We start from the raw sequence: 12,437 nt of genomic DNA on the forward strand, positions 1-12,437 counted from the left end.
AATGGTTTTTTCAAAGGCATGGCTACGAAATATTTATCGCGTTATCTGGGCTGGAAACGATTTTTAAAGACACATATCTTCTCAGAAGAGAGTTTGTTAGATCAGGAGGCATCTCATTGGCTTAACCCACAGTTAGTGTGAACAGAGCCGTGAACAGCCCTGGGGAAACATTTACTATCCGGTGATTAATTAACCTTTATCGACTGTCACCGTGAACTGCACCATTAGAAAAATACAAATGAGTGATACCCCGCAATTTCATCAGGCACTCTTCAGTAGTCGGTGAAAGGAAGTTTCTGTGCACTACCGAGACTCCATCGGGGGCATTCTCAATTAGGCATCGAGCTCAGCATTGCCCTTCGAGTAGCGCTGAGTCGTATGCTTAATTGAGAACGACCCCTAGTCTAAAGAACAATTGACCGATCATATCGTGAAACAACTTTCAAAAGTCTCTTTTCAGGAAGCGTAAGCCTATACGCCTCCTGAAAATATCAGCTTACTCCTGTTCAGTCAGTTCCCGTACTTCACGGGTCATACGCATCGGACAAAAATCCGGGCCGCACATAGAGCAGAATTCAGATTCTTTCGCGCCATCCTGCGGCAGTGTTTCATCGTGATAGGCTTTGGCCGTTTCTGGATCAAGAGCAAGGTTAAACTGATCTTCCCAACGGAATTCATAACGCGCTTTTGATAATGCATCATCCCGAATTCTCGCCCCGGGATGTCCTTTGGCAAGATCTGCACCATGAGCGGCAATTTTGTAAGTAATCAGACCTTCTTTTACGTCATCCCGATTGGGTAAACCCAAGTGTTCCTTAGGGGTCACATAACAAAGCAAAGCACAGCCATACCAGCCAATCATTGCCGCGCCAACACCGGAAGTAATGTGATCGTAGCCGGGGGCAATATCCGTAATCAGTGGCCCCAGAGTATAGAAAGGAGCCTCGTGGCAACACTCCAGCTGCAGTTCCATATTTTCTTTAATCTTATGCATTGGCACATGGCCCGGGCCTTCAATCATCACCTGAACATCGTATTCCCAGGCAATTTTTGTCAACTCCCCCAAAGTTCTCAGTTCGTCAAACTGGGCTGCATCATTGGCATCCGCTGTACAACCTGGGCGCAAACCATCGCCTAATGAGAGGCTGACATCATAGGTCTGACACAATTCGCAAATTTCCCGGAAATGGGTATAGAGAAAATTCTCCTGGTTATGAATCTCACACCACTGAGCCAGAATGCCTCCACCACGGGAAACAATGCCGGTTACCCGGTTAGCGGTTTTAGCGGCGTGTTCCCGCAGAACACCGGCGTGAATAGTAAAATAATCAACCCCCTGCTCCGCTTGCTCTACCAAGGTATCCCGCATCACATCCCAGTTCAGGTCTTTGATTTTCCCCTTCACTTTTTCCAGCACCTGATAGATGGGAACAGTTCCAATAGGGACCGGAGAGTTGCGAATAACCCACTCCCGGGATTCATGGATATTGTTACCGGTAGAAAGATCCATCACCGTATCGCCCCCCCAACGGGTCGACCACAGCAATTTTTCAACCTCTTCTTCAATGGAAGACGCGATGGGGGAGTTACCAATATTAGCGTTTATCTTCACCAGAAAATTCCGGCCAATAATCATTGGTTCGGATTCCGGGTGATTAATATTGGCAGGAATAATCGCCCGCCCTTCAGCTACTTCTTTGCGAACAAATTCAGGAGTGATGACATCACCATCTGTACGCCCCATGCTTTCCCGTATAGCGATGTACTCCATTTCAGGAGTAATAAGCCCCTGTCGTGCGTAATACATCTGCGAGACATTTTTCCCGGGTTTAGCTTTTCTAGGTGTTTTCCGATTGGTGAACCGCACATCTTCAAGACGGAGATCATTTTCCCTGGAACGGGTAAAAGAAGATGAGCAATTATCCAAAAGCTCCGTATCTTCCCGCTCTTCAATCCACTGTTTGCGAAAAGGTGCCAAACCCTCTTTTAGGTCATGGGTGAAATCGGGTTCGGTATAAGGCCCAGATGTATCATAAACCCTTACCGGTTCATTGGGTTGGCCACCAAGTCGTTCTGGGCTATTGGCAAGGGAAATCTCTCGCATTCCCACACGAATATCGGGGCGACTGCCAGTGATATGAATCTTCTTTGAGGAGGGGAATGGACGACAGGCATCCTTTAGAAGGTGATCCGGATTGCAAGCCACGACAGTGTTCCTCTTATTTATTGGTTTTTGAGCGGATGGGCTTGCCGGACACGTTCGAAGGGCTCTGAATAACCAGGCTTATACCACTATGCTGATCTGAGACCTGATCTGAGACTTGTTCCCTACGCAGGTACTGATAATACATCATCAGGCCTGATCAGGTTCAACGGATTCCCCAGCCCCGAAATATCTTCAGACAGGTTTGAGGGTCTCAGCCAGTTTCCCGGCACTCCGACAAGATTGGGTAGATTATATACACAAACCAGCACTCGGGTACGACTATAGTTTTACTCCTCGTTTATTTCCGGTTTTTCTACCTAATCCAATTGACTCATCCCAAGGTCTCATAGCGCAACGGGGATTCTTTTCAATACTTAAATCTATAACGATATTAATTGAGGAGAGTGCATTATGAACAAATTAACCAACTCACAGCCGTTACCCAGTTGTACTCTTCCAGTACAGGGGAGCACGAAGCATTCGGTAACCAACAGCACTAGCAACACAGTCTCTGAAAATAACAATGTGCAAAAAGCTATTCCGGTAAAATCTGGCGATGGAGCAACAACCCCCCTTGCTGATTACGTCATCAGCAAGTCAAGAAAAAGAAAGTACATAGCTTTAGGGGCATTGGCTGGTTTCTGTCTGGCCGGGCCAGCTGGGGCGTTTTTGGGTGCGCTGTTAGCTAAACGTTACATCAGCCGCTCTCCCGAACAGGAACTGGTGCGCCGACTCCATCAATCTGAAAACAAGATGAACAGCATTAATCGTCAAATTAACACATTAGCTGTTAAGACCCAGCGCTCTTGGGACAACTTGCAAAGAACATACTCATTTAAATCTGTTGCGGCATTTACCACCGAGCTAAACAACGTAAGAGCGAAAACACAGGAATCAAGCAAACTCCTCTACGAGCAGCGTCAGATTCTTTCAAAAACGAAAAATGAGATTTGGCAATTGGAGGCTCCCATAAGACATAAAAAAAACCAGCTAAGCGCAGCCAAAATGAGGAGAAACGAGTGTAGACATCACCGACAGGGCCTGATCTCTGAAGCAATTTTTGGAAACCAATATGCGCAAGCTGTTGAAGACGTTGGCAAACTGAGGGAAGAGTTAGCGAAAACCCAAAATAGAATCTACAGCAGCGATACTTACAAGAGACTCGAAAGTTTGAAAAATCAACAAAAGGATCAGGTCACTAAACTGGCCAAAGAAAGAAGAAATCTTGGTCAGAAGCTCCATCCTCTGGCTCAGCACGGCTTTCTGATCTCCAGAAGGAAGCGGCTTGACTCAGTCTATGACACAGCGTCATCCCAGAGAGACGAACATCTAGAAAACTGGGGCAATCGCCATCTGCAGACTGCCTGACAACAAAGCCCCGACACAAAGGTCGGGGCTTTTTTTAAAACACAATCAAGTTGTGTTATCAGGCAGCTTGCTGTTGACCGTTAACAATGTGCTCGCCTTTCTTCTCGGCAGCAATACAGGCAGCTGCAGTCAGGATAACATCAGTGGAGCTGTTCAGGCCGGTTTCGGCGGAATCCTGGATAACACCGATGATGAAGCCTACACCAACAACCTGCATGGCAACGTCATTAGAGATACCGAACAGGGAGCAGGCCAGAGGAATCAGCAGCAGGGAACCACCAGCAACACCAGACGCGCCACAGGCAGATACAGCAGCCACGATGCTCAACAGTACGGCAGTCGCAATATCAACCTGAATACCCAGAGTGTGTACAGCAGCCAGAGCCATAACAGTGATGGTGATAGCAGCGCCACCCATATTGATGGTCGCACCCAGAGGGATTGATACAGAGTAGGTATCTTCGTGGAGTTTCAGGTCGTCACACAACTTCATGTTCACTGGAATGTTGGCCGCGGAACTACGAGTAAAGAAGGCCGTGATGCCACTTTCACGCAGGCAGCGCAGAACCAGTGGGTAAGGGTTCATGCCGGTTTTTACAAAAACAATAATTGGGTTTATAACCAGAGCAATAATAATCATGGAACCCAGCAGAACACCCAGCAAGCGAGCGTAGCTGGCCAGAGCGCCGAAACCAGTAGAAGCGATGGTGTTAGCAACCAGGCCAAAGATACCGAAAGGTGCCAGCTGAATGACAAAGCGAACGATCTTGGCAATGCCGTCAGACATATCGTGAACGGTACGCTTGGTTTGATCAGCCGCGTGGCGCAGGGCGATACCCAGGCCAACAGCCCATGCCAGAATACCAATGAAGTTGCCATCCAGCAGCGCTTTCACAGGGTTCTGAACGATCTTGAACAGCAGAGTGTTCAGAACTTCACCAATACCACCAGGAGGCGTGGTGCTGGTACTGGTGGTTGCCAGAGTCAGTTCCGTTGGGAACATGAAGCTCATGACCACAGCAGTCAGAGCAGCAGCAAAAGTACTGATCAGATACAGCGCGATGATTGGGCGCATATTGGTGTTGGAGTCTTTCTTCTGGTTAGCGATAGCTGACGTTACCAGAACAAATACAAGAATCGGCGCAACAGCTTTCAAAGCGCCTACGAACAGGCTGCCGAACAGCCCCAGCATCTTAGCGGTATCCGGCGCGATGGCGGCCAGTGCTCCACCGGCCACAATACCGATAAAGATTCGCAAGATCAGACTGCTACTTGTGTAGCGATTCATCAGAGAGGTGGTCTGACTCATGGTGTCCCCTGGTCGAGAGATTTCCGGTGCAATATCTAACTACAACCTTCCTGGCTGCAGTCTTATCCCACTTAGGTTCAACAATTGTTTTCAGGCTCTGGATCAGAGACGTAATACTTTAATTTTTAAGGCTTTTCAGCCCTGACTCTGAATCAGCTGGCAGGGATTATGTGTGGCTCTTGCTGTAGGAACCATGATCGAAGTCAAACAGAGATAACAAAAAACGAACAGTACATACTAATAACAACAGAACATTTATCTCCCAAACTGAACTTTATCGGAAAAATTTAGCGCCAATTTGTTATTCCTATAGTGGTAGTCTGGTTATCAGGGCTCACTTGAGTGTTTCTTTTTGATTAAAGAAAACTGACACATACTGTAAGGAAACTGACGTTTATCAAAAACACTGACCTTCCCCAAACAAACATCTGTTATTACTTACAGCTCTGAGATTGACTACGGCTACATCTTATTAAGCGCTCGGAGTTACTCTTTCCACCTTTACAAGTTTCCTGAAATCAGTCATCTGCCTGCACTCAAATGCCTGTTTTACACGGGTTTCCACCGCTCCTTATTTGCTTGTCTTTTTCGGAAATATCTCAACATCTGCGATAGGAATGTGCCCACGATGAAAGAAAGAACACCAAAAAAATCTAGGGGCCACCCTGTTAAAAGACAACCTCTGTATCTTTGGCGAATAAAGCAGCATAACTGTGGAAGGGCGTAGAGTGAACAGCTACCAACTGGGTTGCTGTAAGGTCAACAGGCTGGTTAAGGTGTATTCAATCACGAACAGTGTGGAGGAAGTGCATGTGCTTTTCATACTGGTCGATGATATCGCCGATTACCTGCTCACGGGTCCAACCCATAATGTCGTAATCCTGCCCACCTTCGAGGAGAAAGACTTCGGCCCGGTAATACTTACTCTCATCTTCGTCTTCATCATCAATCACAAAACTGGGCTGCATATACGCTCTTGGTTTCACCCGGTAGAGAAAATCCTGTTCATCTCCGTGGGAAACCACCAGCGCAGGAATCCCCCTGAGCTTGGTATCGATAGAGGCTTCAACGCCCTGGTTTTTCAGCTCACCGGAAACAGCCTGCATTGCCGAGAGCACAGTTTTGTTCATAAAACGGGCAACGCTCTTCTGCTCAGGAAAATTAATAAGGTTATGCAGGCGACTTTCCCATGGAATATGGTGGGAACCTGAGCTGGGAGAGAGTGTAGTTTGAGAAAGGCTTTCTCTCTTTGCTGCATCTATAGCCAATGCTTTTAACAAGCCATAACCGGAAATCAAAAGTATGATAGAAAACGGCAATGCAGTGGCAATGGTGGCACTTTGTAAGGATTTTAGTCCTCCGGCCAGCATGAGCACCAAAGCCACCAACCCAATCAAACAGGACCAGAAGATACGCTGCCAAACTGGCGTTTTTCCCTTGCCTTTTGAGGCCAGCAAGTCAATCACCATAGCGCTGGAATCAGATGATGTAACGAAAAAGATCACCACCATAATGGTGGCAATGCCAGAGAGCACGTTAGTGAAGGGAAAGTATTCCAGAAATTTGAACAAGGCCAGCGATACATCCGTCTGAACGATCTGCCCCAGATCCCCGGCATTGTGATGCATAATCAAATCTATAGATGTATTGCCGAATACAGTCATCCACAGAAAGGTCAGCGCCGAAGGAACAAAGAGAACACCACAGATAAATTCCCGAATAGTTCTTCCCCGGGAGATACGGGCTATAAACATTCCCACAAATGGCGACCAGGACAGCCACCAGGCCCAGTAGAACAGTGTCCAGCCACCCAGCCAGTCGGTTGGTTCATAGGCATAAAGGTTAAAGGTCTTATCTACCAGCTCAGAAAAGTAACCACCAAAATTTTGCACAAACATCTGTAACAACAGCGTTGTTGGTCCGAGACTTATCACTATCAACAACAGCAGACAGGCCAGCAATAAGTTCAACTCAGATAAGAGACGTATGCCTTTATCCAAACCTGAGGCAACTGACAAGGTCGCCAAAGCGGTAATAAATATAATTAGCCCAACCTGAACTTCTGTGGTTACAGAAACAGCAAACAGATAGTTCAAACCAGAGTTAACTTGTAAAACACCATAACCAAGAGCCGTAGCCACTCCGAAGATAGTGCCCACAATGGCGAAAATATCGATCATATGCCCGATGGGTCCGTAAATTTTTTCGCCAATTAACGGGTAAAGAGCAGATCGCAAAGTAAGAGGCAGGTTATGGCGGTACCCAAAGAAGGCCAGAATCAAAGCCACTATCGCGTAGATTGCCCAGGCATGAAAGCCCCAGTGAAAGAAGGTAATCCCCATGGCTTCTTTAGCGGCTTCGATTGTTCCCGGGTCCCCCTTGGGAGGAGAGAGGAAGTGCATCACCGGCTCCCCTACCCCAAAGAACATCAAGCCAATACCCATACCTGCGGAAAACAGCATGGCAAACCAGGATGAGAAACTGAAATCTGGCTCAGAATGGTCGGGGCCCAGCTTAATGTCGCCATAGCGACCGAGCCCTATACAGACAACACCAATCAAAATGACCGCTACAGCCGCAACATAAAACCAACTGGCATTGGTCATAATGCTGTTCTGGACAGCTGTAAATACAGCTTCTGAATGGGACGGAAACAATGCCGCATAACCGACAAGAAAGAAAACAAGAGCGGCGGATCCGGCAAAAACTGGCTTGTTAATATTATGAACCGACCTTTTACGTGAAACCATAACGTGAAACCATAAAAAGGACTATCTTCGGATTTGAGTAAAAGTAATCAGGCTCTATAGCAATGAACCGGAGTAACAAATTCTTGGACAATACAGCGCCAGTAATGTTAGACATCTAATTGTTAGTATTCAAACCAAGTTTGTTTTTTTCCGATTTTTGTGGCAAACAGATGCATTGAATTAAGAATTTCATAAGTAAAACAACTATGTCCGAATCCCCTTATTGGAATGATGTACTGGTTTCTCTGCGCCAGATCATGCGAGCTACAGACCTGCACTCTAAAAGAATGATCAAAGTCTGCGGGCTAACCATTCCTCAAGTGATGGTTTTGAGAGCAATAAAACAGCTGGGGGATGTCACAGTTAAGCGTGTTTCACAGGATGTTTCCCTGAGTCAGGCGACAGTAACCACGATCCTTAACCGTCTTGAAGAACGGGGATTGATTGAGCGGGTACGCAGCGTAACAGACAAGCGCATCGTCAACGCCAGGCTCACAAGTAATGGCAGAGAAGTACTTAGCAACACGCCACCGCTACTCCACGAAAAATTCATAGAGCGTTTCGAATCACTGGAAGACTGGGAAAAAACCCAACTGCTTTCAGCCCTGCAACGCATTGCCAATATGATGGATGCTGAGAGCCTGAACGTTGCGCCAGTGCTGGATGTAGCGGCTATCAGCCCTTAGACCCAAAGTGTATTCACTCTAAATTAATTTGAACTCTTATCATTTGATCTGTAACCTTTTGCAACAATGCAACAGAAGAATAATTAAAATTCGGGCAGGCAACTCAAATGAAAAGTGTCATCAAAGCTGTTGGCGCAGCGTCTCTCCTCACGATCTCCAGTACTTCATGGGCTCAAGAAAGCTGTGGGAAAATTACCGTAGCAGATATGAACTGGAACTCCGCATCCCTGCTGGCACATGTTGATCAGTTTATCCTGAGTAACGGTTATGGCTGTGATATTGAGCTGGTTCCCGGAGACACCATGGCTACTGGTGCCTCTATGGTGGAAAAGGGAGAACCGGATATCGCACCGGAATTCTGGAGTAACACCATGAAAGAAGCGCTCGATAAGGGCGTTGCTGAAAAACGCTTGCGTTATGCAGGTAAAGCTTTCTCTGAAGGTGGTGAAGAAGGTTTCTGGGTTCCCAAATACCTGGTAGAGAAAGACCCTTCTCTGGCAACCATTGAAGGCGTGATTAAAAGTGCTCCCTTATTCAAACATCCGGAAAACCCTGATCTCAGCGCTTTCTACAACTGTCCGGCTGGCTGGAACTGCCAGATCTCCGCAGGAAATCTTTTCAATGCCCTGAAACTGGATGAAAAGGGGTTTGAGGTTATTGATCCAGGCTCAGGTGCAGGACTGTTCGGTTCCATTGCTAAAGCCTATGAGCGCCAACAACCCTGGTTTGGCTATTACTGGGCGCCCAGTGCCATCCTCGGCAAATATGACATGGTGAAAATCGACTTTGGAAGTGGTGTCGATAAAGAAGAGTTTCTGAATTGCACGACCAAGGACGATTGCCTGGAACCTAAGGTAACCATGTATCCACCATCACCGGTTCACTCTGTCACTACAGAGCGTTTTGCAACAAAAGCACCTCAGGCTTACAGCTACATCAGCAACCGCTCATTCAATAATACCGAGATGAACAGCATGCTGGCCTGGATGGAAGAAAATCAGGCTGATGGTTTGATGGCCGCAGAATACTTCCTGAACAATTATCCACAGCTCTGGAAAGCTTGGGTGCCTGGCGACGTGGCTGACAAAATCAACAATGCTCTGGCAGAGCTTTAAGCAGGGGGATTTATGGCCGAGAAGTCCTGGCTACAAGATTTTCCCCAGATGGATCGCGGTGACTTAATCGGAATCCGTAAAACTCTGGACGGCGCTTATCGGAGCTTTTCCCGTGAATTCGGGGATACTATTGAAGCGTTCTTTGATCCGCTGCTTCGTTTCCTGGTGTGGTTCGAACAGTTACTGCTGCAGTCACCCTGGTGGTTGGTGCTGGGTGCAATAACAGCCATGGTATGGCTGGCCAGCCGTTCCTGGAAGCTGACTACTGGCATTACTCTGGCTATGGTGGCTATCGGCTACTTTGGTATGTGGGATAACACCATGCGCACACTCAGTATGATTACCGTGTGTACCGTGATGGCCATTATCCTGGGCATTCCCATTGGTATTTTTATGGCTCGGTCCGACAGGGTACAGAGTACAGTAACGCCAATACTGGATGTTATGCAGACTATGCCTGCCTTTGTGTACCTGATTCCTGTGGTCATGCTTCTGGGCATTGGCAAGGTACCCGGGCTTATTGCCGTCATTATCTATGCGATTCCTCCTGTTATTCGCCTGACCAACCTTGGTATTCGTCTGGTGGATAAAGAGGTTCTGGAAGCCGCATCCGCTTACGGTGCCAGTTCAACCCAACGCCTGTTTGGTGTGCAGTTGCCATTAGCCATGCCGACAATTATGGCCGGTATCAACCAGACCATTATGATGGCACTGGCTATGGTTGTGATTGCATCAATGATTGGCGTGAAAGGTTTGGGGCAGCCGGTTCTAAAATCTATTACCAATCAATATTTCACACTGGGGCTGTTGAATGGTCTGGCCATTGTCGCGCTGGCTATTATGTTTGACCGGGTGTCACAAGCCTGGGCCAAACGTTCTCAGAAACATCTGGGAGGTACTGGTCATGTCTGATTCTCAGGAACTGATAAAAATCCAAAACCTGTACAAGGTCTTTGGCCGAAAGCCCAATGCGTTTATGGATAAAGTGCGTGCCGGTATCAGCAAAGATGAATTGCTGACCCAGCACGATCACACCCTTGGTTTAAAAGACATCAACCTGACTATTAACAAGGGTGAAATCTTTGTAATTATGGGATTGTCCGGTTCCGGAAAGTCCACCCTGATTCGTCACTTCAACCGCTTGATCGATCCAACAGAAGGTCAGATTCTTGTGGATGGTGAGGATGTGATGAGCCTTGGTAAAAAGGCTCTGGAACAGTTCCGACGACACAAAATGTCTATGGTATTCCAGCGCTTTGGTCTAATGCCCCATCGCACGGTGATTGACAATGTCGCCTATGGTTTATCTGTTCAGGGCGTACCCAGAAAAGAACGTCGGGAAAAAGCGGCAACCTGGCTGGAAACCGTTGGCTTGAAAGGTTACGAAGAACAGTATCCTTCCCAGCTTTCAGGTGGTCAACAGCAGCGTGTGGGTTTAGCACGGGCACTTTGTACTGATGCAGAAATTCTTCTTATGGATGAAGCCTTTTCTGCTCTCGACCCATTGATTCGCAGTGAAATGCAGGATCAGTTGATTGAACTACAGGCCGGGCTGCACAAAACTATTGTCTTTATTACCCATGACCTGGATGAAGCCCTGAGACTGGGAGATCGGATCGCTATCCTCAAAGATGGTGAGCTGGTACAGGTCGGTAAGCCTGAAGACATTCTTCTCCACCCTGCCACAGATTACGTAGAAGCTTTTGTAAAAGATGTGAACCGCGCAAGAGCATTGACAGTTGAAACTGTGATGCAGCCACCTCTCAATCGCATTACCGCTGAAACGATCTGTGGAGCTTTGGAACAAATGAAGAAGCTACCAGAAAGCTATGGCTACTATGTGAATGAAGATGGCTACCAAGGGGTTGTTCTTCAGGAAACACTTGAACAGGCATACGAGGAAGATGCTGATGCCAGAATGTGCATCAAAGTTGTCGAGCCTCTGGCCGCAGTCTCTTGTGACGCTGTACTGGAAACCGTTATCCCCGATACTCTGGAAACAGACTATCACCTGCCAGTGGTAGATGAAGATGGCGGCTTACACGGTGAACTTTCAAGATCTGCAGTTGTAGAGGTTCTTGGAACGCCACATCGAGCGGCCTGACAAAGACAGACGTTAAATATGACTAAACTCTCGACTGGGTTTCCGGTCGAGTTTTTAGTGAAAGATCCCGCCTCTGAAACAACATAGAAGTCCACGTTTTTCCAGCATTGGTTGCTACTTCGCCTGCGTTCCCTGGCTGATAAATCGCCACAGGACAATGTAATGCCCCCAGGCTTTCATCGTTTAATGAAATATTGGGTCGCTCTCGGGATACCGGCATTTATAGCTATTCCTGGTCTTTTCTGGCTGATGATCGCCAAACCATTTCCCGTCGTTTAAACAGGATTCAAACGAAAAAAGCCCACCTGGTTCGCATCAGACGGGCTTTGATTCCGTCAGAGAGGTTCTAAAGATCAAACGATCTTAGAATACAGTCTGCTCAGAGATTTCAGTGGTCAGAGGATTCGATGTGATCTGGGCTGCCCTTAGGAACAACACCACCGGAAGTTACCAGAGAAGAAAAGGGCAGAGTTATTTCAAAGCCTGAGAAAAATCTAACAGCCTTGTTACACGCCCCTAAAACTATTTCCCTTATATATTGATCTCAATACTACAGCACAACTTGTCAAAAGTTTTACTGAAGTCAACAGTAACTTAAAACTTTTAACCCTATTAATTATATAAGGATTTATAGCATGTACGATGTACTGAGCTACCCGGTTAAAATACCAAGTCGTGAGCAACAAGAACATGTAGCTCGGCGCAAGAAACCCATGGGGAAATCAAACCCTACTCGCGGTGTAAAAAGGACCTCGCTCAAACATCCCAAGCCATTACTAATAAAGTATCCACCCTTCAGTGTTACCCGGGAACACCCTAGGGATCAGGGCAATTGCATCAAATAGGTACCATCGAGCCACATAATTTATAGTAGTCTCTGATTCCCATTTATCAGACTC

Annotated in this window: 8 protein-coding genes and 1 riboswitch; of the genes, 5 read left to right on the forward strand and 3 right to left on the reverse strand. The window is 47.0% G+C overall.

All coding sequences use genetic code 11. The features are described 5' to 3' along the window. Positions 1-496 precede the first annotated feature (496 nt). The gene (thiC, locus tag QMA35_RS19315; protein ID WP_281648786.1) at positions 497-2,206 is read right to left on the reverse strand and encodes a phosphomethylpyrimidine synthase ThiC; all 1,710 of its coding nucleotides are present in this window, start codon (positions 2,204-2,206) and stop codon (positions 497-499) included. A gap of 102 nt (positions 2,207-2,308) precedes the next feature. Next, positions 2,309-2,450, reverse strand: a riboswitch (TPP riboswitch). A 167-nt stretch (positions 2,451-2,617) separates the two neighbouring features. Between thiC and QMA35_RS19320 the strand changes: the two genes are divergently transcribed. Beyond that, on the forward strand, positions 2,618-3,574 hold the full coding sequence (locus QMA35_RS19320) for a hypothetical protein (protein WP_281648787.1): 957 nt from the start codon (positions 2,618-2,620) through the stop codon (positions 3,572-3,574). A 58-nt stretch (positions 3,575-3,632) separates the two neighbouring features. Here QMA35_RS19320 and sstT read toward each other — a convergent pair whose 3' ends face one another. Both sstT and betT read right to left on the reverse strand, forming a co-directional pair. Then, the gene (sstT, locus tag QMA35_RS19325) at positions 3,633-4,883 is read right to left on the reverse strand and encodes a serine/threonine transporter SstT (RefSeq protein WP_281648788.1); all 1,251 of its coding nucleotides are present in this window, start codon (positions 4,881-4,883) and stop codon (positions 3,633-3,635) included. A gap of 782 nt (positions 4,884-5,665) precedes the next feature. Continuing rightward, positions 5,666-7,633, reverse strand: a complete 1,968-nt coding sequence (gene betT, locus QMA35_RS19330) for a choline BCCT transporter BetT (RefSeq protein WP_281648789.1) — start codon at positions 7,631-7,633, stop codon at positions 5,666-5,668. A gap of 206 nt (positions 7,634-7,839) precedes the next feature. Here betT and QMA35_RS19335 point away from each other — a divergent pair, with 206 nt between their 5' ends. The 4 genes from QMA35_RS19335 (at position 7,840) to QMA35_RS19350 (ending at position 11,538) form a co-directional block, all read left to right on the forward strand. Continuing rightward, complete coding sequence (locus QMA35_RS19335) at positions 7,840-8,319, forward strand: MarR family winged helix-turn-helix transcriptional regulator (protein ID WP_281648790.1); 480 nt, start codon at positions 7,840-7,842, stop codon at positions 8,317-8,319. 107 nt (positions 8,320-8,426) lie between these two features. After that, complete coding sequence (locus QMA35_RS19340) at positions 8,427-9,434, forward strand: ABC transporter substrate-binding protein (protein ID WP_281648791.1); 1,008 nt, start codon at positions 8,427-8,429, stop codon at positions 9,432-9,434. Between the two features lie 12 nt (positions 9,435-9,446). Beyond that, on the forward strand, positions 9,447-10,346 hold the full coding sequence (locus QMA35_RS19345; protein WP_281648792.1) for a proline/glycine betaine ABC transporter permease: 900 nt from the start codon (positions 9,447-9,449) through the stop codon (positions 10,344-10,346). Then, positions 10,339-11,538 carry a glycine betaine/L-proline ABC transporter ATP-binding protein gene (locus QMA35_RS19350; RefSeq protein ID WP_281648793.1) on the forward strand — a complete coding sequence of 400 codons (1,200 nt, stop codon included), beginning with the start codon at positions 10,339-10,341 and terminating at the stop codon, positions 11,536-11,538. Before QMA35_RS19345 ends, QMA35_RS19350 begins: the two co-directional genes overlap by 8 nt. Positions 11,539-12,437: the final 899 nt, after the last annotated feature.

It is taken from the genome of Parendozoicomonas sp. Alg238-R29 (genome assembly GCF_947331445.1).
Lineage (GTDB): Bacteria > Pseudomonadota > Gammaproteobacteria > Pseudomonadales > Endozoicomonadaceae > Sansalvadorimonas.